Genomic DNA, 24,365 nt, shown 5'->3' on the forward strand with positions numbered 1-24,365 from the left:
AATCCCCCTTACGGCCAGTGCCGTAAGGGGGATTGTTTTTTTTGCGCTGGAAATACACGCGTACTCACCACCTGCCGCCGTCAGGCCCGGCTGGTTTCCATAACCGGGGCCACACTTGGAAACTCCAGGTAAAAAGTCGTTCCCTTGCCCTGCGTGCTTTCAAAACGCAGGTCCCCGCCCAGGATGTTGCGGGCGCCGTTGTAGGCGATATTCAGTCCCAACCCTGTGCCGCCACGCCCCATCCGTGTTGTGAAAAACGGGTCAAAAATCTTGTCCCGCATGGATTCCGGAATCCCCTTGCCGTTGTCTGCCACGCTGATATCGACCCAGCCTTCCTTTTCGGCGCTGCGGACATTGATGGTGATGGTTCCCTGCTCCCCCTCGTCCCAGCCATGGGTCAGCGCGTTGGTTATCAGGTTGGTTATGATCTGCCCGATAACTCCGGGATAACTGTCCAGATTCAGGTCCTTCTCTATATGCGTCTCCACCTTGTGCGGACTGCGTTTCAGCATGGGATGCAGGGTCAGAAGCACGTCGTCGATCATCCCGGCAAGGGAAAACCGCCTTCTGACCGAACTTGTCTGGTCGCTGGCCACATGTTTGAAGCTGCTTATCAACTCCGCTGCCCGCTCGATGTTGCGTTCGGCAATCTCCACCCCCTGCCTGGACTTGGTGATGAACTGCTCCAGAGAGGATTTGCGCAGCCCCTTTTGCAGCTCCTCCTCGATTCCCTTGAGATCCTCTCCAAAGGTGCTCACCACCATCACCGTGTTCCCGATGGGCGTGTTCAGCTCGTGCGCGACTCCGGCCACCAGCCGTCCGAGAGCCGCCGCCTTCTCGGTCTGCACAAGAAGATCCTGCATCTTCATGTTGTGCTCAATGGATTCCATCAATTCGTTATTTGTGGTTTCCAGTTCCTTTGTGCGCGCCAGTACCCGTTGTTCCAGCTCCTGGTTCAATTCCCTCAGGGCATCTTCACGCTTGAGGATACGGTCGGACATTACCTGCAGGTACCCGGAAAGCTCGTTGAACTCCTTGATTCTGCCTTTTGGGTAGCCGGCAGGAGGATTACCGTCGGCAATACGGTCGGCCAATTGCCGGAGCGAATATAACTGCGACGCGATGATGTTGGACCAGAACGGTGAAAGAAGCAGCGCTATGACAAGAAAAGACCCTGAAAACATAAGGATATCTGCCAATGTCGCCCGTATCAGCGGATTATCCAACCCCACCGGAACCCCCGCCAAAAACAGCCAGCCCAGTTTTTCGGAACGGGATGCACCCGGATGGTAGAAATTCCCCGCCAGTTTCACGGTGTCCGGAAGCTTTTTTCCGCTCAGGGCCAGTTCCACGACCGGTTCGTTGCGGAAATTGAGAACTTCTGCCGAGTGCTGCTGCTCCGTATCCACCAGCACCTCACCCAGCCTGTCGATGACCCACAGCCGGAGATTCGGATCGGAGGCGGTTTTCACCGTCTGAAGCAAAGCGTACAGTTCCAGTTCCGCTATGGCGGTATATTCTCCGATACGGACACCCACTCCAATGGACGTATCCCCGGCCAGGGCGGACACGAACTTGTCGCTCCATACCGGTTCGGACGTGGTGCCCAGGTTGTGAAACAGGGGAGTGTAGGAAAAATCTATGCCTATATAGTCCGGATGTTGCGGATCTACGCCTCCGGGCTTCCACACGGCAACCGTCTTGCCGGCCTTATCAAGAAAGTACATGGACCGGATGTACGGTTGCGTACGCATTGTGGCCACCAGCAGATGGGCAAAACGATCCTTGTCCATCACGCCACAGGCATGCGTCAGCGTAATGAGCGACTGCTCAACGCTTTGCAGCATGGCTTCGGTACGCAGGGCCAGGTTCTGAACCGTCTTCGGAACCTCCCTGGCAGCCTTATTGTTGATAGCCCGTGCCTGGAATCGAAAAATAGCCGTTCCCGAAACCGCCAGCGTGATCAGTGTGATCAGCGTGGTCAGAAGTATGATGAACCAGCGGAATGGGAAAGCATATTTTGCCATCAGTACACCGGTGAGAACTGCGTCCCGTTGACAACCACAAAATGGGCCTGCCGGACGGTGTCTCCGTACGCATCAATAGCGAACGACTGCTGCAGCCCCTGATACGGCCCGTTCTTCAGGATGGCTTGTTTAAGGGACTCTTTCGGGGTCTTCTTTTCCAAGGCGCTCGCCAGAATCTTCACGACCTCGTAGGCGATGACGCTCGAAAAACTGGGGTCGCTCTTGAACTGGCTTTGGTATTCCTTGACAAAACGGAGAAACGGCTTTTCCTTGCCGTATTTATTGAAGATATGGATAACGACCAAGCCGTTGACGGCCTTGCCGCCGAGTTCAATAATCTGCTGGGTGCCAGCCCATTCGGAAGCGAAAATCGGCGTGGTCTTGTCACTCTTGCGAACCTGCTGCGCCATGCGGGCGACAGACACGGCATTGGCAACGAACATCACCGCATCGGGCTTGGGCGCAAGCAGGTCCCGGACCACATCTCCGAAGCCGCTCATGGTACTGAAATCATACCAGACCTCCGCCACCAGCTCCCCTCCGTATGCGGCGATCCTTCTTTTGTACTCATCAACCCAGCTCTTCACGAACGAAAGATTATCCTTGGCCGCAACCAGGGAGATGCGCCGCAGCCCCTTTTGCTTGACCATTAACTCGGCATAATGGCTGGCCTGGTCCGTGGTGGATGAACAAAGACGAAAAAAACTGTCATCCAAACCAGCCAGGCGGACGGACGAGGCGGTAGGAGAAAAGACAAGTATGTGTTTGGGTTCGCTCACGGTTCGTACCGCCTCGGCCATAGTGGTCGTAAACGGGCCGACAATGGCGACAACTCCCTCCTCAACAAGGTCTTTCGTGGCGGAAATGGCGCCGTCGCGCCTGTTCTTGTCGTCACGAATCACCAACTCCACGGGACGGCCGTTCACCCCTCCGGACTGGTTGATCTCGTCCACAGCCAGGAGGGCTCCGTTTCTTCCGGCCTGCCCAAGGTCCACGTTTTCCCCGGAAAGCCCTCCCACCAGGCCCAGCCGTATCGGCGTCTTGTCATCGGAACACCCGCCAAGGAGTACAAGTGCAGAGAGCAGCGCAGCCATAACAGACAAGACAACACTGTACTTGGACATCACTTCCCCCCCCGGGTTAGTTGTTGGCGTAGCTTTTCATCCAGTCAATAAAGTCTTCAAGCTCAAGAGGCTCGGAAAAAAAATACCCCTGCACTTCATGGCACCCCAATTGCTGCAACCTCTGCAATTGGTCTTCGGTTTCAACCCCTTCCGCGAGAACCCGCATGGAAAGACGATTGCCCAGGGGAATGACCAGATCGATGAGTCTGGCGCCGTCTTTCTTCTTGTCCATGTTGCGCACAAACGTCCGGTCAATCTTCAGACGGTCCACCGGCCAACGGTCTATGGAAGAAAGTGAGGAATATCCGGTTCCAAAATCATCTATGGCTATGCTTATACCACGTTCACGAATCCCATTGAAGAGTTTCTGAACATCTTCAATGCCAAAGGCGGAAACGGATTCGGTTATTTCCAGCTCGAGCAAGCGGGGATCAATCCCGGACTCATCAAGCGCGGTGTCGAGAACTTCCAGGAAATTATTGTTGCGCCGAAGCTGCGGAGCGGAAACATTGACGGCCATGCGCATATGCGGAAAGCCCGCGCCATGGATCCGCTTGAGCGCTGCCAGCGATTCCCTCAGCACCCAGGCTCCCATGGGGACGATAAGCCCCGCCTGCTCCGCCAACGGAATAAACCGGTCCGGGGGGATGAACTCTCCCTTGTCGTTCTTCCAGCGCAGCAGGGCCTCGCAACAGAAAACCCTTTTATCCTCCAGCGACACCTGAGGCTGAAACACGAGAAACAACTGCCGGTTTGCAAATGCCTCTTTGAGCCCCTGGAGAAGCCGAATTCCCTTTCTTGCCTCTTCTCCCATCTGCGTGGAATACCGGGCTATCTGCCCAATCCCTTCTGTCTTGGCCCGCTTCATGGCTATGACCGCGTTGCGCAGCTGCGTCGATGCCCCGCCCAGCAGGGGATTCAGGCGGGTCACGCCCACGGAAACGGAAAGCTCGCGCTCTCCGTCCGGCGGATTGATGAGCATGGAGGTAATGAAGGGGTACTTGTCCGAACAAAAATCGTCATTGCAGCACAACACAGCAAAAGCATCCGACGCAATTCGGGCAATGAAGACGGATTCATCAAACAATTCACGAAGACGCGCAATGAGCGATCTAAGTATGATATCTCCGTAGTCATAGCCCAGCATTTCGTTGATATGATAGAATCCGTCTATATCAAGAACTATTAAATCCTTATTGGATACATCGTCTTCTTCGAGGCAATCTCTTATTCTTTCAAGAAGCGCCGCCATGTTCGGTATTTTGAATACGGTATCTTCCCATGCCTGTAGCTTGAGACGTTTTACAAGCTCAATGTTATTTGCGCAGAGCGATATATTTGTACAAAAAATCTCCAAAAGATCAGTGTCTACTTCACTCAATGAGCGTCTTGTATGTATCCATGTGGCATAATTTTTATTATACGAGTCGGTAAAGAAAAATGACACGCTGTTCTTTCCGATATAATTTGTCTTGTTCTTCAGCGTATCGCGTATGATACAAAATAAATTTTCATCGTCCTCTTTATGAATTGTTCTGTTGATGAGCGTCTTGTACTTTCCGGCCGCGGCAATCACCAGGTATTCATCTTCTGAAAACACTTTTTTTCCGCCGTCGGATGCGCACACAATCCCTTCGGGCTCCACGCCGAACACCCCGGCCATCTGGGTGATGACCCCTTCGGCAAAGTGCTGAAGCCCTTGCTCCACAATAAATTTGTTGCTCGCCTGGACGATCTTTTCAAGACCGCGCCTGCTGCTGTTTATACGCTGTATCTGCTGCCACGACCGCAACGCCCCGATAATGGCCGTCAGCAGCTTGGTGCGCGTCATCTCGTTTTTGGTTTTGTAGTCGTTGATGTCGTACTTGGCGATGGTGTCCAACTCGGGGACCTGTCCGGGTTGCCCCGTGCGCAGGATAATCCGCACATCTTCCATCCCGAGTTCTTCCCGGATGATCTGCACCGCTGTCAGCCCGGCTTTCTCGGTTTCCATGACCGCATCCAGCAGAATAAGGGCAACGCCCGGATTTTTCTGCAGAACGTCAATGGCTTCCTTCCCGGAATATGCGTGAAGAAACTCCAAAGGCTTTCCAAGAACAAGACTGTCGCGAAGCGAGAATACCGTAGTTTCGTGCACGTCCGGATCGTCATCGACAATCAGGATTATCCAAGGGGACTGCTCTCCCTGCACGTCAAAGTTCCCGGCACTTTCCTCGCTGAAAAGGAGCTCGTCTTCCATTACACAATGCCTTCCGCCAGGGTGAGTGATTTTCCTGCTGCAACGTGTCCAGCGTCCACTTTCATTTGCTGCCCGGCCAACGGTAACGTTCCGTCACCCAAAATAGAGAGTACTTGAAGGAATACACTCATTAAATAGGTGGTTCAACAGAATCTATGTATTATTTCTTTGGACCTGGAGGAAAAAAAATCCCCCCGGCCCGCGCAGGGTGGGGAGAAACACGGAAATCGATTAAAGAGCCGTGCCTCTGGGGAACCGGCCCGGCACAGTCTGGTCACGGGCGGGGCAGGCTTTTTCCCGTGCTGCCGGGAAAGCCGAAAACATAAAGCCCCTTCCGGCTGTTGGGCCGGAAGGGGCTTTATGTATGAAGCAGGACAAAGAATTCCTTTGTTTTTCAGAACCGCACGTGAGCGGCCGCGGATGTCCACATAGGGACAAAAACGCAGGCTGATCAAAACGATGCGGAAGCAAGGCGCGAGAAAGATTCAAGGACGACGCGTATTTCCTGATACGCAAGGATTTGAATCTTTTGAAGTAACGCAGCTAATGCGTTGTTTTCAGCAGCCTGTTAGCTCCGAAGTGTACTCTTCCGTACACAAGGCTTCGCTGTACACCACAGCAACGCCGGTGGCATGCTTTTTTCACTCACCTCGCAATCATGGCCCTCAACAACTCGGCGCACCGCCTGCTGTTGTGGCTCATGTCGTGCAGGGTGAAGATGACGTGAATAAGCTGATACACGTCGTGAAAGTCCAGGTCCGAACGATATATGGCGGCTATGAGCGGATATTTCATGCGCGAAACCTTGCGGTGGTTGTTGCGCACCTCCCGCATGGCGACTTTCACATTTTCGCGGGAGGCCTTGTCCGAGCAGATAAAGGCAATGGTGCTCTGCAGCGCGGGTCCGAGCAGCTCCATGCTTGCGAAGACATCTTCCAAAAAGTCCAGAAGCTCTCCGCGCACATCCTGCGGAACGGTCACCGGGCGCATGGCAAGCCAGTAGATGCACTCCTGGGCCGCGTCCAGAACATTATCCTGCGCCGTGGTGTACTCCAGAAACAGGGTCTTATCCACGGGCATGAACAGATTGCGCGGTAACTTGTTGCGAATGCGCCGCTTTATCTTGTCTGCGCGGCTTTCCAGGGCGTCGACATTAGCGGCCAGGTCCTGATAACTGCGGCAGGGCCCTTCGGACACAAAGCAGCTCAGGGAGTCACGCACCAAATCAAGGCACTCGGAAATTGTGTCGTAATGTTCCCGAAGGCCATTGAGTGGGGAGCGCGTGCTCAGCATTCCGAAAAATGGTACTTGCATATGCGTTCTCCTTACGGTCGCCTAAAGCAGCGACCATTTCAGTATCTGGAAAATAACAATGCTGGTGAAGGCGGCGATGGGAACAGTAAGAACCCAGTACACAACAATTTTACCCAGCACTCCGAAATCAACAGCCTGAAATCCTCTTGCCAATCCCACACCGGTAACGGCGCCGACCGCCGCATGCGTGGTGGATACTGGCAGCCCCATTTTGGAGGCCGCCAAAACGGTGGTTGCCGCGGCAAAGTCCACGGCGAAACCGCGCGTATTGGTCAATGTGGTGATCTTTTCCCCCACTGTGCTGATGACGTTTTTACCCAGCAGGGCGATCCCCACGGCAATGCCCACTCCCCCCAGGAGGAGCATGGACATGGGAACAGGCGCCTGGGCCGCCAGGCTGTGGTTTTTGGCCAGCAGATAGATGGCGGCCACCGGGCCGATGGCGTTGGCCACGTCGTTGGCACCCTGCGAAAGGGCCACGTAGCAGGAAGTAAAGATCTGCAGTTTGCGAAAGATGCGCTCCACGGCCTCTGCTCCTTCCTCGGGGTCGGGGACAAGCCGTCTGGCTATCCACCGTCCCACAAGCCACACCACAAGGCCGAGAACGGCAACCAGAAGAAGCGAGGCCCCCGCAGGCAAGGCCATCTTTTTTCCTACAGGAGTCTTGTACATGAAGGAAAGGCCGATGAGTATGGTTGTCAGCCCCAGCCATCGGGGAGCCCAGCGCACGGCTTTTTCCACAAAATTCTTGGCCGCGAAGATACGCCATCGGATATGATGAAAAATGAGAAAGGCGATGAGCGCGGCAAAAAACGGAGAGATGATCCAGGACATGACAATGCCGCCAAGCTTGAGCCAGTTGACCACTTCCGGGCCACCGGCCACGAAACCGAAGCCCAGGATGCTGCCCACGATGGAATGGGTGGACGAAACCGGCAGCGAGGTCAGGGTGGCTGCCAGAACCCATACCCCGGCGGAAAGCAGGGCCGCGAACATGCCCAGGGTCATTATTTTGGGGTCGTGAATACTGGCCGGATTGATGATGCCCTTGCTGATTGTGGCGGTGACCTGCGCTCCGAGAAAGGTGGCGCCGACGAAGTTCAGAATACCGGCAATGAGTACGGCCTGACGTACGCTGATGGCCCGCGCTCCCACGGCCGAGGCCATGGAGTTGGCCACATCGTTGGCGCCCAGATTGAACGCCATAAGAAAGCCGGCCAGAAGGGAAAGTACGAGAAAAATATCGTAAAAGTCCATGGATTTCGCGTTCCTACGTAATACGGAGGTAATGCCCGGAATCAGGCGATATCGATTTGTCACAAAGACTGTGTTATGTATGTTGGGAACTTATCAATTTAACTGGAAGATTGTAACGCAACTGTAATGGACTTGCAACAATCCGGGCGGGTGAACGGTCCCAGCCTGCGCTAAGAATTGCAACTCTTCACGACGCATGTTCTCAGGAGGACCAATGGCTACCAAAAAGACAAAAATCGAATTCGCAGCCGGCCCCACAGAGATGCGGGACATCCTTGCCCGGCTGGGCAAAGCATTGGAAACCGGAGCCCTCGACTTTACAGACACTCCGGTGGACGTATCAGACTTCAGTACGGTAAAACTGACCATCAAACGCGACGAAGACGGCTGCCGCGTGGCCGTACGCATCAAACACGACAGCCCTGCCGAATCCGGCACGGACGACTCTTCCGGACTTCCCAAGTACAAGAGCTTGAAAAAAAGTATGAAAAAGCCCTGGAAGGATCTGTTGGAAGTGGCAGCCGCAGGGCAATTGCCCGATCCGGCCCTTTTGCGGGAGTTCCTGGACGATTGCGAGCTGATGATTTCCTTCCCGGACGAAGGCGAGGAGTACTACGCCGCATTCAAGGCCACCATGCAGGATGTGCAGGCGGCAGCCGCATCGGGCGACGCCGAGGCGTTTTCCCAGGCGCTGGGACGTATGGACGTTGTGAAAAAACAATGTCACGACGAGTATAAATAACGCGGGCAGCCATGCGGTTGCGGCAGGGGGTGGCCCAAGTGCAAGGTTCCGTCGGGATGCAGGCGCGTTGTACGTCAGCAGGGTTGTTTGCCGCTCTGCCGCCCATGCCCAGGCAGCCGCCCGTAGCACGGGGAGCACCCGCGGCACGGGGAGCACTCTTCCGCCGGACCGCAAACATTCGCCCCCAGAGTCACCGGGTCGAAATTGCCCCGTAACAAAAATCAGCTAAGAGATACCCAACATGAAGATCGTGAAGTCAGCGCAAGAGGACGAGGCTCGCTGCGAAAGCATCGATACGTCGACCATTCCAAGGGAAATAACCGCCCGGGATCTGGAAATCTTCGACCGCATCATCTCGACAACGCTCAATACGACCCAACGCAAGCAGATTGTCGAGCCCATGACAATCTATCCCAAGCAGGAACATGTCCTGGCTGTGCACTGGCATCCGGAATTCGTGCCCATGGACCTCATCGTCAAGCGCATAGACACCATGTTCCCCAACCGCAAGACCGAACTGCTGGTGCCTACCCAGCACAACGTGCTCATGTCGCTGAACGGGTACACGGGAGTTGAGGTGGACTGCTATTCCAGCGGATTCAACCGCAAGGTCCAGCTGCTGCTGCACTTCAAGGAAGAAAACGTCCAGGATGCGGACACCCTGCGTGCCATGCTGTCCCACACCTTCCAGTACCGGTCTTCGCAGCTGTTCGACTTCATGCACTCGGTGGTTTCGCCGGACATGGAGGAACGGGCCCAGAAAGCCGCGGCCAAAAGCAACACCGACGCGGGCGTGGTGGAATTCGTCCGGCTGTATACCCTCAAGATCCAGAAGATGCTGGAAGACAATTGGTCGCGGGTTCCGCGCGAATCCGTCAAGAACAAACTGCTGCGCAACTTTTTCGACGAGCTGCGCACCGACTACGGCGAGGGCCTCATCAACAAGGCCCAGGTTTTTCTCAAAGCCGTCAAGGTTATCGTCAAGTCGCACTTTTCCCTTAAATTCTTCTACCGCGCCTCGGAAATCATCGAGGAAGCGCGGACCCACGGGGCAGGTATCATCATCCCGCACCCCGAGCAGTTCTGGCCCATTCTGCTGGCCGGATACGACGTGGACGCCATCGAGGTCTGGAACCCCCAGTCCCGCGAATACACGGAATTTCTCATCAATGCGGTCAACGACCGCAACCGGACACGCAACACCAGCGAACGCCCCGTGCTCATCAGCATGGGGGACGACTGCCACATGGGCGAAAAAACCAAGGCCCCACAACACCAGAACAAACAGAAGGCCGCGCGCGAAATCGGGCTGCAACCGGCATGGGACGACCTGGCCGTACGCAAGAGCCTGATCCGAAACAACATCAGCCGGTCCAAATTCATCCAGGAATACAAAGCCCGTCTGGGCTGATAATACCAGGGCCGCGTGGCCCCCGCGCCGGAGCAAACCGGCTCGGAGCATGGAGTGGAACTTATGAGCGACGATCTGAAGAACTTCAAATACGAGTCCGTGCAGGACATTGAAACCATCATCTCCTACCTGGAGGCCATAACCGAGGGCTTCCGTTCCGGCGAGCTGCTGTTCGCCTCGCAGGACAAGGAAGTGGTCTACCGCCCGCAGGGCCTGCTGGGGCTGACCATAGAGGCCAAGAAAAAAGGCTCGCGCCGCAAACTGAGCATCAAGTTCGGCTGGAAGGAAACAAACGAGGACTCCAAGGACGACGCCCCCCTGGTCATCAAGGCGCTGCACAAGGACCAGTAACCCATGAAAGACCTGGAACAAAATATACGCTTCATGCTGCTTGACGTAACCAAGCAGGTGGAGAACACGCTGGTATGCCTCAAACAGACCAGCCCGGAAGCCGTAGACAGGGTACGCAGCCGCGACAACTACATCGACAACATGAAAAGCGTTGTCGAAAACATCTGTTTTTCGCGCATTCACGGCGACAAGCAGATAGACAAACGCGGGGTGGACAGACTGCGCGCCGCGCACATCATTGCCAACAACCTGGAACGGCTGGCCGACCATGCCGTGAACATAGCGGTGCAGACCCAGTATCTTACCGATCCTGGCTTCATCACCCGCTACGACTACCAACCCTTTTTCGACGAAATCTTCACCGCGCTGGACAAGATATTAGCTTCCCTGTTCAAGCAGGACATGTCCCTGGCATTTAAAATATGCATGAGCGAACACGCCCTGGACAAACTGTACAAGGCCCAGTTCGACCGCATCCAGCATGAGCTGCGCGCGGGCGTGGAAACCGGGAACCTGGTCACCACCCTGTTCATCTTCCGCTATCTGGAACGCATCGGCGACGCCCTGCTCAACATCGGAGAAGCCGTCATCTTCTTCATCCTGGGCGAGAAGTTCAAGATTCGCCAGTACAATGCCCTGCGCGACACCCTGGCCGCCGCAGGCAAGGAAGTGCCCATCAGCGACGTGGAATTCCACTCCATCTGGGGGACGCGTTCCGGCTGCCGCATCGGCAAGGTCAAGGCCTCGGAAAACGAAAAGGACGACGGCGAATCGCAGGGCGTCATCTTCAAGGAAGGCGAGCCCACCAAGCTGCTGCAGGAAAAGGCGAACATCGAACGCTGGCAGGAGATCATGCCCGGGCTTCCGCCCAAGGTGGTCGCCCTGCGCGAGGAAACCGACTCGGTTTCGCTGCTCATTGAATTTCTGGGCGGCTGTACCGTGCAGGACGTCATCCTGACCGCGGACGACGAAACCATCAAGAATACCCTTTTTCTGGTGGAAAACACGGTGCGCGACGTCTGGAACCAGACCCTGAAAAACAAACCGGTGAACGGCAGGTTCATCCCCCAGGCCGAATCCAGGCTGGGAGACGTCTTCCGGCTCTACCCCGAGTTCAACAATCCGGTCATGTGCATCGGCAAAGCCACAATCCCCCCGCTCAAGGGGCTGCTGGGCGAAGCACACCGCATCTGCGACGAACTTTCCGCGCCTTTTTCCGTATTCATCCACGGCGATTTCAACATCAACAACATTGTTTACGACCACCAGGAGCAACGCATCCACTACATAGACCTGCACCGCTCGTGCGACACGGACTATGTGCAGGATGTTTCCGTTTTTCTGGTATCCAACTTCCGCCTTCCCATCTTCGATGCCCAGGGAAGAAGCAGAATAGAACTGGCCATGAAGGAAATGCTGCGGTTTGCCACGGAATTCGCCCAAAAACACAACGACACCACCTTTCAGGCGCGCCTGTGTCTGGGCCTTATCCGCTCGTTCCTGACCTCCACGCGCTTTGAGCTCAACCGCGCGTTCGCCTGGAGCATGTATATGCGCGCCGTCTACCTGCTGCGCAAAATCGTAGCGCACAGCGGCAAATGGGAGGACTTCCAGCTGCCGGTAAAAGCCCTTGGATACTACTAGCGTCGTGGCCGTTCCATTTGGGCCGTTAATGAATGCGGCCTGAACGAACCTGAAAAACGCGAGAGTAAAGCCGTTTGATGCGGCGCAGGCAGGAAACCACGGGTGTTTCCCCTTTTCCATAGCGTCGTCACAGGAAACCTAGTCACAGGAAAATTCGACATGAAAAAAATAGCCGTTGTCGGCATTCCCGGAGGCTGGTCCACCGAACGCCTCGCAGATGCGGTGGAAGCCAGGACCGGAGAACGGATTCTCGTAGATATGGCCGGTGTCCGCATGAACCTGGAGGACAACACGGTCTGGTACGAAGACCTGGACATGACCAAGCTGGACGGGGTCATCGTCAAGAAGATCGCCCCTTCCTACTCCCCCAACGTGTTGGACAGACTGGAAATGCTGCGCATGGTGGAACAGAAAGGCGTGCCGGTCTTTTCCAAGGCCACAAGCATCATGCGGCTTATCGACAGATTGAGCTGCACGGTGGGCCTGCGCCTGGGCGGCATCCCCATGCCCCCCACCACCATAACCGAGGATGTGGAAGAGGCCATGATGGCGGTGGAGGAATACCAACGCACCGTGTTCAAGCCCCTGTTCAGCTCCAAGGCCCGCGGGATGACGGTTATCGAGCCGGGCAACGAGCTGCGTGAGCACGTCGAGGACTTTCAGAACGGCGGCAACCAGGTGATGTACATCCAGAAGATGGTGGAAAACCCGGGCATGGACCTGGGCGTCACCTTTCTGGGCGGCGAATACGTTGCCACCTACGCCCGCAAGGGCAGCGGCAAAAGCTGGGACAACACCACCCGCACAGGCGGAAAATACGTGGCCCAGACCCCGTCGCAGGAAATCATCGACCTGGCGCACAAGGCCCAGGCCCTGTTCGACATGGCCTTTACCTGCGTGGACGTGGTTGAAACGCCCGACGGCCCGCAGATTTACGAAGTGTCGGCATTCGGCGGTTTCCGCGGTCTGCTCGACGCCAACGGCATCAACGCGGCCGACCTCTACGCCACCTACGTACTGGAGCACCTGTAATGACGCCTTCCTACCTTCCCGGCTCCGTTACGAACTATGCGGCCGAGTATCTGAAAAAGTATCCCGTGTCCGCCCGTATGGGACTGCGTTTCGGAGACGCGCGCATCGACGTGCACTCCAATTCGTCGGAACTCATCGACAAGCTCCGCAACTATTATCGCGATTTTCTGGACGAGGACGGCAAGGCCGACATTGAAGTGACCGCCCTGGAATGCCCCATCGTGAACAACGGCCTGGAATACACCATCAAGCAGCCCGATCCCGGCAAGACGCGCATCAAGGAAGAATTTGCCGATTTCCGGGACGGACGCGTGGTGCGCAAGCGCCTCACCGACATGGTCTTCATGTTCGGCGACAACATGCAGCTGGCCCTTGGCCCCTGCATTGAAAACGACAACCAGGTCGTCAACTTCATCAACAACCGCTTCATCGAGCGGCTCATCAAGCGGGGCTGCATGCTCTACCACGCCTCGGGCGTGGCCGTGGGCGAGTACGGCCTGACCATGGCCGGATTTGCGGGCATGGGAAAATCCACCCTGGCCCTGCACATCATGAAACACGGCACAGACTTCATTTCCAACGACCGCATGATGGTGGAGCGCACGGACGAGGGGCTCATCATGCACGGCCTGCCCAAGATGCCCAGGGTCAACCCCGGCACGGTCATCTACAACAGCGCGCTCAACCCGGTCATTCCCGAAGACGAACGCAAGCGCTTCGAGGCCATGCCCCAGAGCGAATTGTGGGACCTGGAATACAAATACGACGCCTTCATCGACGAATGCTTCGGACCGGGCAAGTTCCGCATCAAATGCAAGATGGCCGCCCTGGTGCTGCTCAACTGGAAACGCACCAACGACCCGCTGGTGGTGAGCCGCATCAACATAGCCGAACGCCCGGAACTGATGCCCGCCTTTATGAAGGACCTCGGCCTGTTCTTCGATTGGGACGATGCCAGCCGGGCCCGTGATTTTTCCCGCCAGGCCTATCTGGACATGCTGGGCGACTGCCCGGTGGTGGAACTCTCCGGCGGCGTGCATTTTGAAGAAGCGGCCCAGGCCTGCGTGGACCTGCTCAAGGAACTTTCCAAGTAGATTCGCCGGGGCATATCTTCCCAGCTCTGCTTTGCAACGGCAGGCAAGGCAATCGAACCGCCGCGCGGTGCAGCTGCCCGGCGGTTGATTCGTTGCCTGCCAACGGAAAACGTAGATCCACGCTGTACTTGTGTGCTGTCCGCAAAATACGCAGAGACATACTTTAATGATGCGGATTTCACGGACGCGACACTAGCCTCCATTTCGGCAAACTGGTACAAAACGCCATGTTCTCGGACAAACCATACACATTGGACCGCGTGGTGCGGCTGGCCCTGGCCGGAGGCCTGGTCTACTTTGTGGTCCGGCTGCTCGGGTATCTGTCCGACGTACTGCTTCCCTTTTTCCTGGCCATGCTTCTGGCCTATCTCATGAATCCCCTGGTCACGGCGCTGCAACGCCGCCTGAAGAGCCGCCCCTGGGCCGTTCTGGTCAGCCTGGTCCTTACAGGCGTGGTGGCGGCGGCGGCCATCTTTCTTGTCGCGCCGCTCATGGCCCAGGAATTCAGCCAGTCCGCGCGCATCATTTCCGACCTGATGAACAATTCCGCGGTGGCGGACAAGGTGGCGCAAGTTCTGCCCAATGATCTATGGAAGGAAATCCGTACCTTTCTGGGCAGTACAGACGTGCGCAACTTCCTGCACAGCGGGCAGGCACTGGGCATGGTCAAAGAAGTGCTGCGCAAGCTGCTGCCCGGCATGTGGGGCGTGCTTTCGGGCACGGCTTCCCTGCTGGCCGGTATTGCAGGACTTCTGGTCATTGTTCTGTATCTTGTTTTTCTGCTGCTGGAATTCGACAAGCTCTCCACAAACTGGATGAACTATCTGCCGGACTCCATGCGCGAACCGGCCGAGGAATTCCTCGACGAATTTCTGGCCGCCATGAACAACTACTTCCGGGCGCAGAGCGTCATTGCCGCCTCGGTAGGCGTACTTTTCGCCATCGGGTTCAGCCTCATCGGCCTGCCCATGGCCATTCTTCTGGGCCTCATGCTCGGGCTCATGAACATGGTGCCCTATCTGCAGCTGCTGGGCATTCCCCCGGCCTTTTTCCTGGCCCTGCTGCATGCCGTGGACACCGGCGGCTCCGTCTGGACCGCCATGGGGCTGACCGCCCTGGTCTTTGGCGTTGTCCAGGTCATACAGGACGCCGTGCTCACTCCGCGCATCATGGGCGGCGTTACCGGCCTTTCCCCGGCCATCATCCTGCTCTCCCTTTCCGTATGGGGCAAAATACTGGGCTTCCTCGGCCTCATCATCGCCATTCCAGCCACCTGCCTGGTACTGGCCTATTACCGCCGTATCATGCTGAGCAAGCAGAACTGAAGGCTCTTCGAGCCTCAGGCTGCTGACAAAGACACGATAGCGTCGTTGCCTCAAAAAACTCAAACCCTCGCGTATCAGGAAATACGCGTCAGCCTTGAGTTTTTCTTACGCCTCGCTCTCGCACCTTTTTGAGCAGCCTGAAAGATTTAACTTTGTAATCAGCCTGAGGCTCGAAGAGCCCCCTTATATGGGCGTTCAGGGCTGAACGAGCCTAAATAGCTAGTAAAAGGCAACGCCCTCTTTGCATTACATCTTAATTTTCTATACAGTGGACATAGCCTTGTGAAATAAATTCAAGGCGCTCTACGCCAGCCGGTCCTTTTTCGTAAACCCTCCCCCCACCCAGGAGTTACGACATGTTTAAAAAATTTTTTCTGGCAATGGCGGTTCTTGGTGCCATGCTTCTCTCTGCCCCGCCTGCATACTGCTCTTCGGACCCGGGCATCCAGATCTACAACTACACCATACGTAATAATTCCGACTATATGCTAAGCCTGGATAGAGAAAAGGGAGGCTACAAAACCAAGATTCTCAGAGCCTACCCTAGAGAATCCTCCTCCACCCAAGACACCAGAGAACCTGGTACAATCTACATCAACCTGCGAAAAAAACTCAATTCCAGCAATGAACAGGTCATTTGCACCAAAAAATGGCCGTCCAAAAAAAAATCTGTCCATATCGTAGTAAGTAGTGAATTTAGCTGCACTTTTGAGTTTTCAGACTAGCCCCCCCCGCCCGGTACAGCCATGTATCGGGCGGAACCCCGCAGACCCAACACACGTATTTCAGTTCCTTTTCCGCCCCCAAGCCGGGAACACTTGTCCGCAGCCAACTCCGGCCATCATTGCCCTTTCCGTACGGGGCAAGCTTTCGGCCTTCCCTCCTTGGCAGAGGCGTGGCCCTGCCACCCCCGCCAGCCGCCTTGCTCCCGGCCTCTTATCACCGCCTCATGCCGAACGGGCAGAATGGGGCTTTTGCCCGCGCGCTTTTCCGGCCCATGCCGTCATCTTCGGCACAACACATTTTTTTCTGCGGTATAATACATGGAAAAACGGCAAGTTGCCCATGTTTCCCTTTTCCCCGCCTCCCGGATTCCCGAAAAAAGAAAACATTCCCCCCGAGTGGACGGGGTTCCACGAAAAAATGCCCTGGCCTATACTCTTAGCTCAATTCAGTTTTCCATAACCTTGAGCTGACAGAAGGCGCTTACTGCCCGCCCACACCAACGAAAGGAATGTACGCATGGAAACAGCCACTTCTCGCGCCCTCGCACAGACCGCCCCGCCTCTTTCAGACCGGGTCCGGGGCAGGAGGAGACTGTCGCGCACATCCGAGGCCAACGTCCGGGGGCAGGCCAATCCGCCTGCCACATTCCACAAGGCGTTGCAGACCGTGTGGACCATCCAGTCTCTTTTTCTACAGAAAGAAAACCTGTGCAGACCCCGGCTGGGCCGCTCCGGCAGGGGCATGCCCGCCTGCCGCTTTGACGACGCACACATACGCATGATGCCCCGCAAGGGCTTCGGCTCCCACATCGGCTTCGAGGAAACGCAAGACGACGACCAGAAGGGCCCTGTCGTGCCCAAAAAATCCGGGCGCATCCAGCAACGGACCACGGGCGGAATCCTCCAACGGCCCGTTGCCAACGTACTGACCAGCCGCAGGTTTCTCCCATCCCACGGCAGCCAAGACGGAAGCCAAGACGGAAGCCAAGTCGGCCTGGATATCCCGGATACCGGCGGTCTCGAACACTTTGCCACATACGAAGCGCTCGAGGCCGCCGTTACAGGGGCGGTTCGGACAGAAGCCCACGGCGCACAAGCCGACGCGTTTTTCATTGAACCGTGCAAGGAAATACAAAACAAACCATCAGCAGAACATCTTTGAACCAACCTATCCCTCCATCCGCAAATCCGGAGGTCATCCCCCGAACAGACCTCCGGACCTGCCTGCGGAAAGTCTCCCGAGTCCCCCGTAACAGGCTCGGGAGACAATCGCAGGCGCGGCGCATCCCCTGCCAACTCTTTTCCGCCACAAAAAAACCGGACCAAAACCGTTAGTAAACGATTTCGATCCGGCCCCATGTCGTGCCGATATCATGCCCCATGTCGTGCCGACATCATGCTCTATGTCGTGCCGACATCATGCTCTATGTCGTGCCCATTGCCTTCGGTTCATTATGAATGCCCTCGATCAACGCGACACGTGCCGCCGAACATGGCGGGCATAGCCCGCCATGCGCCGTCAAAAGCGGCTTCAGCAGTCCTCCGCAAAATACATACACCTTGCGGAATCCATAAGGGATGAGAGAGGGCGGCTTTCGCCGCCTGTCAGGCTGGAAGAACGCATGTACCGAGAGGTGGTTCTCAGTGCTCCAGCATGATGTTGAGAATTTCCAGGTCGGTCTGGCGCATGCCGCAACGGGCCATCTGCCCCACGCTTTGGATCGTCGCCTCCACGTTATTCTTGACCAGACCTTCGCCGGGCAGAAATTCCAGGCCGCCCTTTTCCAGCTCGTAGGCCCGAAAAGCGGCTTCCAGGGCAACGGAAATCTTGGCTGCACAGGAAGGCTTGGCCCCGTCGCAGACCATTCCGCCGATGGTGCAGATGCTGTTGGTGATGATTCCGGCAAGGACGTCGAGACCGTCGCCGTTCATGTAGGCGATCCCGCACACGGCGGCCGTGGCCGCGCAAACCGTGCCGCAATAGGCGGACAGATCGCCGATGTACTGCTTCTGGTGGATGGCGATAAGGTCGGCCAGGGCCAGGGCCCGCAGCGCTTTTTCCTCGGGAACGTCATAGGCCTCGGCATACACGGCAATGGGCAGAGAGATGGTCATGCCCTGGTTGCCACTGCCCGAATTGATGACCACGGGCAGGGGGCAGCCGCTCATCCGGGCGTCCGAACCAGCGGCGGCAGCCGCTATGGCGCGCCTTTTCACGCTGTCCATGTCCGCGCAGGTGGCCAGCATGGTTCTTCCCACGTTGACGCCCCATTTTTCCTGCAGCCCTTTTTCGGAAATGGCCCGATTGTAGGTGAGCTGCCGCTGCAAAATGTCCCGCACATCGTCCAGGTCCGCCTCGTCGGCAAACTGCACGATCGATTCAAGGGTGAGCAGTTTCAGGGTTGCATCGGATTCTTCCCCGCACGCTTCGGACGTCTCTTCCGTAGTCTGCGCCGCGTACAGAACCTGCCCGTCCTTTTCCATCCGCGTGATATTGGTGTGCTTGGTCTGGATTTCCACGGTGGCCTGGTGTTCCCCGGCCCGCACACTGACGATGATGAACAGGTTGTCCACGTTCTCAATCAGCTTGCAGGTGCAAAAATCCTTTTGGGCCAGCAGCTCGTTGGTCCGGGCTATCTCCTTTTCTCCCACCGGTTCCAGAACCTGCAGCCCCTTGTCGGCATCACCGCCGACCGCGCCCAGAACAGCGGCCACGTCAATGCCCTTGAGGCCGCCGGAGTTGGGCACCGTGACACCCATGGCGTTCTTGATCATGTTGCCGCTCAATTCCACAACCATGGACTCGGGAAACGCCCCGAGAACCTCCACGGCCTTGGCCGCGCAATAGGCGATGGCAATGGGCTCGGTACATCCCGTGGCCGGAACCAGTTCGTCTTGCAGCAGCCGGACAAAAGCCTCGTTTCTCTGCTTATTCACCAATATTCTCCTGAAGATCCAACACGTATTGCACATAGAAGGCGGCACCGGCCGACATGCCGTCCTCGTCCAGATCAAACCGCTCGTGGTGCAGCGAATAGACACAGTCCTTGGCCTCGTTTCTGCAGCCCACAAACGCGTAAAGTCCCGGTATCTTATTCATATAATGTGCGAAGTCCTCACCGCCCGGTGTGCCGGGCATGCTCACGAGTCCTTCTTCGCCCAGGATCTTGCGCACGGACTGCTCGGCGATCCTGCTGCACTCGGCATTGTTGATCGTGGCGGGAACGCCCATGGAATATTCAAATTCGTAGTCCGCCCTGTAGGCCCGGACCGTGTTGGCGATGACGCGCTCGATCATGGTCGGAAGCTGTTCGCGCAGCTCCGGATTGAAGGTCCGGACCGTGCCTGTAAGGTCGGCGGTCTGGTCGAAAATATTGGAGAGCCTGCCCGAATGGAAGGTGCACACGCTCACCACAACGGTTTCGCGGGGATCGATCTCCCGGCTGGCAAGGCTTTGCAGGGCGTCCACCACCTTGGCTCCCACATAGATGGGGTCCACCACGTGGTGCGGCATTGCGCCGTGGCCGCTCTTTCCGATGATCTTGATCTTCATGGTATCCGAGGAGGTGTACCTCGGCCCGGCATCCACCGAAATGGTGCCGTGTTCCAGAAAGGGGAAAATATGCATGCCGCAGATTCTGTCCACGTCGTCCAGTTCCCCGGATTCCAACATGGCCAGGGCGCCGCTTACGACTTCTTCCGCAGGCTGAAAAATGAATTTGACTGTACAATTCAGCAGGTGGCGGTTTTCCGAAAGCACCTTGGCCGCCGTCAGCAGCATGGCGGTATGGGCGTCGTGGCCGCAGGCGTGCATGACGCCTTCGTTTTCCGACTTGAATTCCAGATCCTTGATTTCCTGGATCGGCAGCGCGTCGATATCGCAGCGCAGCCCGATGACGGGCGCGGCGGAATTGCCCTTGAGCGTGGCAATGGTCCCCGTACCGGCAACCTCCGTGTACGGAATGTCCATTTTGGACAGTTCCGCGCGGATTTTTTCGGCCGTATTGAATTCCTTCCAACTCAATTCAGGATGGCTGTGAAAATGACGCCGCATTGCAACGGTATACCCAGCCTGTTCCCGAATCTTTTCCATTACATTCATTATGCCCCCAACTACTTGAAAACATACTATTATCATTGTGCCTGGATTTTCCCGGCTCAATGAATTTGTCCGGGCAGGCGATAACTTTTCCTGCCCGGACAATCCAAACGCTTTGACCAAATCCTAAGATTTAGAACGGACCGTATCCAACCTCGCAGGCAAAATACAAGAATCCGCAGGCCACAAGAAAGGAAACGACGTGGAACGGAATGATGAACTTGTACCACTTCCTCAGGGGAACACGGGCCAGTCCCAGATAGATGAGCAGGGTGCCGTTTGTGAACCACAGCGAGTTGGAAATGCCATCGCCGAACTGGTAGGCCAGGATGATGGTCTGCCGGGTGATGTGCAGCATGTCGGCCAGGGGAACCAGCACGGGCATCACGGTCATTGCCTGTCCGCTCCCGGAGGGAATGAAGGCGTTGACGAACATGTTGATGATGTAGATGCCCACGGTCGTGAAGAAGGGGGACACCGTCTGCAGCATGCCCGAAAGCCAGTTGATGATGGGGTCGACCATGCCGCCGGTGGTCAGAACCCACTGGATGGCACGGGCCACGCCGATGATCAGTGCGCCGGGAAAGGCCGCCCTGGCACCTGCAATCATGGCGTCCGTAATGGCATGGTTGTCCATGCGGTTCAGGACGCCGACAAGCAGCCCGCCAAACAGAAAAATAGCACTCATGTGGTGCAGGCCCCAGCCTTTTTGCAGCAGCCCGTAAACCGCCACGAAAAAGGACATGCCGAAAATGATCAGGGACAGCACCTGCACCTTGTTCAGGTGCCGATCCGTGATTGCGGAAAAATCACGGCGCAGGCTGGAATCGTCAATGTCCTTGACCAGGCTGAGTTCGGGATTGGCCTTGACCTTTCTGGCATAGTACAAAATGTACGCCATGCTGAGCACGGTATACGTGCCCAGTGCCGTCAGGCGCAGTGCAGAGCCGGAGAACATGGGCAGCTGGGCGATCTGATGGGAAAGACCGACCGTGTAGATGTTGAACGGAGCCACGGCAAAGCACATCAGACACATGAAGCCGGATACCGCCATGCCGACAAGCGCGTCATAGCCCAAAGCCAGACATAGCGAGATGATGATTGGCACAAAGGGGATGACCTGCTCGCTCCAGCCCAATATACCGCCAAGAAAAGCGAAAAGAAGCATGATGCAGATAAGGACCGTCTGGCTGCCCACCTTTTCCGAGATGGAGGAAATTTTGAGCATGGCTTTGTCGATGGAACCGGTCCTGTTGTAGACCTCCACCACGCCGCCGATGATCAGCACCAGGAACATCATGCCCGCAGCACCCTGCAGCCCGTTGGGAATGGAGAGAAAGACGTCCAGGAAGGAGACAGGCGTTCTTTCCACCGAATGATAGCTGTTTGCCACAACGACCATTCTTCCGTTCAGATCCGTTCTGTCGTATGCCCCGGGAGTAACAAAATATGAAAGAACAGCACAAAAAACGATTACGGAGAACAAGACAAGAAACGGGTTAAGGATCTTCCCTTCTTTTTTTCTTGTGTTATCCGTCAGCACTTCTGAACCAACCGCCATAGTTCCTCTCCTTTTAAAAAACGCTACAGAATAATATCTTTATATCTCAACCAATAACTCTTCTAAAAATTAAGAATAATGTTCTTTATCAGCTTGCTTGCCTGCTGCATTTCTTCAAACTCGATACGCTCCCGCACGCTATGGGAATTATAGATATTTATTCCCAATGGTACGGTTTTTATGCCAATGTTGTTTATACATGTGGCATCAAGGCAGCCGAACGATCTTGCGCGCTTAAGTGTAAGTCCGGAGTTTTTGTAAATTTCTTCAAGACGTTCAAATACATCCGTATGTACGCCAAAATCCGCAGCTGGGATGATATTTGTTTCTTTCATCTTGAAGGTGCATCCGGTTTTTTCGGAAACACTTTCCGCTAAGGATCGGACACGATGGATTGAAGCCTGCATCTCACCTTCGTTAAAGGCGCGTATCTCAAGGTCAAAACGTGCGTATTGGGGAATGATGTTCGTCTTTGACAACGAAACAAAGTCACTCACGTTGATACTCAGGCTGTCGCTGATCCTTCCCAGATCTATCTGATGCACAATATCCACAGCGGCTTTAAGGGCATTGGCGCTGTCTTCGTAGCCAGTGATGACGTGGGACGAACGTCCGAAGAGTTCGATGTTGAAGCAGGTACGGCAAGGTGTGTGGGTCAGCGCCTCTCCCAGAACGAAATGGTCGATGACCAGCGCCTCTTCGCTTTCGATATGGGAATAGTCGGCATAGAACGAGCCTTCCAGCCCTACTTCCTGGCAGACGGTGAACAGCATCTCCACAGGACGGTTGAGACCTTCCGCCTTCTGCAGGTTGGCAATGGCGTCCAGCACCAGGGCTATGGCCAGCTTGCCGTCGGCCCCCAGAATCGTATTGCCCTTGCTCTGTATGGTGCCGTTGTCCACGGCAACCTCGATGCCGTTGCCCGGGGCCACGGTGTCCAGGTGAAAAACGAACAAAAAGGGTTTTTTATCCGGGTTTCCTTGCACCTTGGCCAAAATGTTCCATCCGTTGGACCCAAGGCTGAGTCCGACTTCCTGGCGGTCGTGCCGGATGCCAAGTTCATCCAGCTCGTGTTCGATCAACTCGCAGAAATCCCGCTCGTTATGGCTTTCCGAGCCACACTGTACGTATTTGATGAAGCGATTCAGCAGAGTATCCATACCTCCTCCATATAAAATCCAACCATGAAACATTTCTGAGTGAATGTAGCCAGACAATCCTGGAAAAACTATTGGCAAAACAACGGAAAAGACCCCTTGTATTTGTGCTGATTCACAAATACAAGGGGCATCATTGCAACTGCTTTGTTCACTTGATATAAATTGGAGAGTTGCAGGAGCACCCAATGCTGGACCAACAACTCATCAATGAAATCAAAGCAGCACTCGACTCGACGGCTCCCGTCCTGTTCTCCATCTGCGACACCTCCGGCAGGGTCGTGGCCTCCAACGACATCAGCGAAGTCGGCGCCATGAACCTCGACGCCATCACTGCCATCAACGAAGACCGCAAAGTTCTTCCCCTGTCCAACAGCACGGCCCGCGAATATGCCGTGCCCCTGCGCCACAACAGACGATTTATAGGTGCGCTCGTTGTCCGGGGAAGCCAGGCGGAGATGGCAATAGACCTGCTCCGGACGGTCATCGAACTGCTGTACGCGGAAAAGCTCCGGACCAAAGACCAGCTTCAACAGGCGCAGTTCAGGGAAAAATTCCAACAGGTCTGGATTCAGCGCCAGGACGGCTATGACAGGGATTTCATTGAACAGGGCAAGCGGCTGGACATCGACATCACCCGAAACCACCAGGTGCTGGTCATCGACGAGCCCGGAGGGGCCAACACACATGCCCACGCCTCCCAACGCCTGATCGACGCCAACGACTTCCTCCTTACCGACGTTACCCGCTTCACCTGCGTCATCCTGCGGGAAAACAACCTGCTGCAGCAGAAAATTCACCGCATCCTGGCCCTGCACAGGGAGTGCAAGGTCGCCATCGGCTCCCTGAACAACCATCTGCACACCTCCTACACCGAGGCGGTGCAGAGCCTGAAGATAGGGAAATCCCTCTTCCCCGGGCAGCAATGCTACCGCTACGAACAATTGGAGCTGGCCATCTGCATTGCCGATGCAGGCATAAAACGTCAGCTGGGCCGGACCTTTGCCGTCCTGGTAAACGAAGGCCACACGGCACGGCTGGCCCAGACAGCCATCGCCTACATGCAGCACAACGGCAATATCCCGGAGGTCTGCGAAGCCCTGCACATCCACCGCAACAGCATCCAGTACAGGCTGGGCAAAATAAGGGAACTGTGCGGGCGGGACCTGAAAAACTCCTACGACCTGCTGCATGTGTATGCCTCCTACATTTCCTATCTTCTCGAACACGGCCCCATCGACTGAACAACCGGGCGAATGCCTT

At 56.0% G+C, this 24,365-nt stretch carries 19 protein-coding genes; 10 read left to right on the top strand and 9 right to left on the bottom strand.

Annotated features, from left to right (window positions below; genetic code table 11):
- Positions 1 to 80: 80 nt before the first annotated feature.
- The 5 genes from ACI0FJ_RS12210 to ACI0FJ_RS12230 form a co-directional block, all read right to left on the bottom strand.
- A complete protein-coding gene (locus ACI0FJ_RS12210) occupies positions 81 to 2,027 on the bottom strand; it encodes a sensor histidine kinase (RefSeq protein ID WP_424303776.1) in 1,947 nt (648 codons plus the stop codon).
- Positions 2,027 to 3,151: an ABC transporter substrate-binding protein gene (locus tag ACI0FJ_RS12215; protein WP_424303779.1), complete on the bottom strand. Its 1,125-nt coding sequence runs from the start codon at positions 3,149 to 3,151 to the stop codon at positions 2,027 to 2,029. The genes ACI0FJ_RS12210 and ACI0FJ_RS12215 overlap by 1 nt, the downstream gene beginning before the upstream one ends.
- A 16-nt stretch (positions 3,152 to 3,167) precedes the next feature.
- Positions 3,168 to 5,390 carry a bifunctional diguanylate cyclase/phosphodiesterase gene (locus tag ACI0FJ_RS12220; protein WP_424303783.1) on the bottom strand — a complete coding sequence of 741 codons (2,223 nt, stop codon included), beginning with the start codon at positions 5,388 to 5,390 and terminating at the stop codon, positions 3,168 to 3,170.
- A gap of 645 nt (positions 5,391 to 6,035) precedes the next feature.
- Positions 6,036 to 6,704: a DUF47 domain-containing protein gene (locus ACI0FJ_RS12225; RefSeq protein ID WP_424303786.1), complete on the bottom strand. Its 669-nt coding sequence runs from the start codon at positions 6,702 to 6,704 to the stop codon at positions 6,036 to 6,038.
- 21 nt (positions 6,705 to 6,725) lie between these two features.
- Positions 6,726 to 7,961 carry an inorganic phosphate transporter gene (locus ACI0FJ_RS12230; protein WP_424303789.1) on the bottom strand — a complete coding sequence of 412 codons (1,236 nt, stop codon included), beginning with the start codon at positions 7,959 to 7,961 and terminating at the stop codon, positions 6,726 to 6,728.
- Positions 7,962 to 8,175: 214 nt separating this feature from the next.
- Here ACI0FJ_RS12230 and ACI0FJ_RS12235 point away from each other — a divergent pair, with 214 nt between their 5' ends.
- From ACI0FJ_RS12235 to ACI0FJ_RS12275, 9 genes are all read left to right on the top strand, one after another.
- The gene (locus ACI0FJ_RS12235; RefSeq protein WP_424303792.1) at positions 8,176 to 8,703 is read left to right on the top strand and encodes a GAK system XXXCH domain-containing protein; all 528 of its coding nucleotides are present in this window, start codon (positions 8,176 to 8,178) and stop codon (positions 8,701 to 8,703) included.
- Between the two features lie 241 nt (positions 8,704 to 8,944).
- On the top strand, positions 8,945 to 10,114 hold the full coding sequence (locus ACI0FJ_RS12240; RefSeq protein ID WP_424303795.1) for a hypothetical protein: 1,170 nt from the start codon (positions 8,945 to 8,947) through the stop codon (positions 10,112 to 10,114).
- A 63-nt stretch (positions 10,115 to 10,177) separates the two neighbouring features.
- Positions 10,178 to 10,465, top strand: a complete 288-nt coding sequence (locus ACI0FJ_RS12245; protein WP_424303798.1) for an amphi-Trp domain-containing protein — start codon at positions 10,178 to 10,180, stop codon at positions 10,463 to 10,465.
- A 3-nt stretch (positions 10,466 to 10,468) separates the two neighbouring features.
- On the top strand, positions 10,469 to 12,109 hold the full coding sequence (locus ACI0FJ_RS12250) for a phosphate signaling complex PhoU family protein (protein ID WP_424303801.1): 1,641 nt from the start codon (positions 10,469 to 10,471) through the stop codon (positions 12,107 to 12,109).
- Positions 12,110 to 12,268: 159 nt separating this feature from the next.
- Positions 12,269 to 13,141, top strand: a complete 873-nt coding sequence (locus ACI0FJ_RS12255) for a GAK system ATP-grasp enzyme (RefSeq protein ID WP_424303804.1) — start codon at positions 12,269 to 12,271, stop codon at positions 13,139 to 13,141.
- Positions 13,141 to 14,235: an HprK-related kinase B gene (locus ACI0FJ_RS12260; RefSeq protein ID WP_424303807.1), complete on the top strand. Its 1,095-nt coding sequence runs from the start codon at positions 13,141 to 13,143 to the stop codon at positions 14,233 to 14,235. Before ACI0FJ_RS12255 ends, ACI0FJ_RS12260 begins: the two co-directional genes overlap by 1 nt.
- A gap of 227 nt (positions 14,236 to 14,462) precedes the next feature.
- Positions 14,463 to 15,560, top strand: a complete 1,098-nt coding sequence (locus tag ACI0FJ_RS12265; protein WP_424303810.1) for an AI-2E family transporter — start codon at positions 14,463 to 14,465, stop codon at positions 15,558 to 15,560.
- A 356-nt stretch (positions 15,561 to 15,916) separates the two neighbouring features.
- Positions 15,917 to 16,285 carry a hypothetical protein gene (locus ACI0FJ_RS12270; RefSeq protein ID WP_424303813.1) on the top strand — a complete coding sequence of 123 codons (369 nt, stop codon included), beginning with the start codon at positions 15,917 to 15,919 and terminating at the stop codon, positions 16,283 to 16,285.
- A 517-nt stretch (positions 16,286 to 16,802) separates the two neighbouring features.
- The gene (locus ACI0FJ_RS12275) at positions 16,803 to 17,447 is read left to right on the top strand and encodes a hypothetical protein (protein WP_424303816.1); all 645 of its coding nucleotides are present in this window, start codon (positions 16,803 to 16,805) and stop codon (positions 17,445 to 17,447) included.
- A gap of 479 nt (positions 17,448 to 17,926) precedes the next feature.
- Here the strand turns inward: ACI0FJ_RS12275 and ACI0FJ_RS12280 are convergent, their stop codons facing one another.
- The 4 genes from ACI0FJ_RS12280 to ACI0FJ_RS12295 form a co-directional block, all read right to left on the bottom strand.
- On the bottom strand, positions 17,927 to 19,222 hold the full coding sequence (locus ACI0FJ_RS12280; protein WP_424303819.1) for a serine dehydratase subunit alpha family protein: 1,296 nt from the start codon (positions 19,220 to 19,222) through the stop codon (positions 17,927 to 17,929).
- The gene (locus ACI0FJ_RS12285) at positions 19,215 to 20,387 is read right to left on the bottom strand and encodes a M20 metallopeptidase family protein (protein WP_424303822.1); all 1,173 of its coding nucleotides are present in this window, start codon (positions 20,385 to 20,387) and stop codon (positions 19,215 to 19,217) included. Before ACI0FJ_RS12285 ends, ACI0FJ_RS12280 begins: the two co-directional genes overlap by 8 nt.
- A 130-nt stretch (positions 20,388 to 20,517) precedes the next feature.
- A complete protein-coding gene (locus ACI0FJ_RS12290; protein WP_424303825.1) occupies positions 20,518 to 21,945 on the bottom strand; it encodes a YfcC family protein in 1,428 nt (475 codons plus the stop codon).
- A 62-nt stretch (positions 21,946 to 22,007) separates the two neighbouring features.
- Positions 22,008 to 23,105, bottom strand: a complete 1,098-nt coding sequence (locus ACI0FJ_RS12295) for a M20/M25/M40 family metallo-hydrolase (protein ID WP_424303828.1) — start codon at positions 23,103 to 23,105, stop codon at positions 22,008 to 22,010.
- Between the two features lie 185 nt (positions 23,106 to 23,290).
- Between ACI0FJ_RS12295 and ACI0FJ_RS12300 the strand changes: the two genes are divergently transcribed.
- Entirely contained in the window at positions 23,291 to 24,346 is a 1,056-nt protein-coding gene (locus ACI0FJ_RS12300) for a PucR family transcriptional regulator (RefSeq protein WP_424303831.1), read from the top strand.
- Positions 24,347 to 24,365: the final 19 nt, after the last annotated feature.

Source organism: Desulfovibrio sp. 7SRBS1 (assembly GCF_049723905.1).
Lineage (GTDB): Bacteria > Desulfobacterota > Desulfovibrionia > Desulfovibrionales > Desulfovibrionaceae.

Coding starts and splice junctions, on each gene's coding strand:
- ACI0FJ_RS12240 (WP_424303795.1), top strand. CDS start 8,945: ATGAAGATCGTGAAGTCAGCGCAAGAGGACGAGGCTCGCTGCGAAAGC.
- ACI0FJ_RS12285 (WP_424303822.1), bottom strand. CDS start 20,387: ATGAATGTAATGGAAAAGATTCGGGAACAGGCTGGGTATACCGTTGCA.
- ACI0FJ_RS12210 (WP_424303776.1), bottom strand. CDS start 2,027: ATGGCAAAATATGCTTTCCCATTCCGCTGGTTCATCATACTTCTGACC.
- ACI0FJ_RS12260 (WP_424303807.1), top strand. CDS start 13,141: ATGACGCCTTCCTACCTTCCCGGCTCCGTTACGAACTATGCGGCCGAG.
- ACI0FJ_RS12265 (WP_424303810.1), top strand. CDS start 14,463: ATGTTCTCGGACAAACCATACACATTGGACCGCGTGGTGCGGCTGGCC.
- ACI0FJ_RS12270 (WP_424303813.1), top strand. CDS start 15,917: ATGTTTAAAAAATTTTTTCTGGCAATGGCGGTTCTTGGTGCCATGCTT.
- ACI0FJ_RS12295 (WP_424303828.1), bottom strand. CDS start 23,105: ATGGATACTCTGCTGAATCGCTTCATCAAATACGTACAGTGTGGCTCG.
- ACI0FJ_RS12220 (WP_424303783.1), bottom strand. CDS start 5,390: ATGGAAGACGAGCTCCTTTTCAGCGAGGAAAGTGCCGGGAACTTTGAC.
- ACI0FJ_RS12250 (WP_424303801.1), top strand. CDS start 10,469: ATGAAAGACCTGGAACAAAATATACGCTTCATGCTGCTTGACGTAACC.
- ACI0FJ_RS12255 (WP_424303804.1), top strand. CDS start 12,269: ATGAAAAAAATAGCCGTTGTCGGCATTCCCGGAGGCTGGTCCACCGAA.
- ACI0FJ_RS12245 (WP_424303798.1), top strand. CDS start 10,178: ATGAGCGACGATCTGAAGAACTTCAAATACGAGTCCGTGCAGGACATT.
- ACI0FJ_RS12275 (WP_424303816.1), top strand. CDS start 16,803: ATGGAAACAGCCACTTCTCGCGCCCTCGCACAGACCGCCCCGCCTCTT.
- ACI0FJ_RS12225 (WP_424303786.1), bottom strand. CDS start 6,704: ATGCAAGTACCATTTTTCGGAATGCTGAGCACGCGCTCCCCACTCAAT.
- ACI0FJ_RS12235 (WP_424303792.1), top strand. CDS start 8,176: ATGGCTACCAAAAAGACAAAAATCGAATTCGCAGCCGGCCCCACAGAG.
- ACI0FJ_RS12290 (WP_424303825.1), bottom strand. CDS start 21,945: ATGGCGGTTGGTTCAGAAGTGCTGACGGATAACACAAGAAAAAAAGAA.
- ACI0FJ_RS12300 (WP_424303831.1), top strand. CDS start 23,291: ATGCTGGACCAACAACTCATCAATGAAATCAAAGCAGCACTCGACTCG.
- ACI0FJ_RS12215 (WP_424303779.1), bottom strand. CDS start 3,151: ATGTCCAAGTACAGTGTTGTCTTGTCTGTTATGGCTGCGCTGCTCTCT.
- ACI0FJ_RS12230 (WP_424303789.1), bottom strand. CDS start 7,961: ATGGACTTTTACGATATTTTTCTCGTACTTTCCCTTCTGGCCGGCTTT.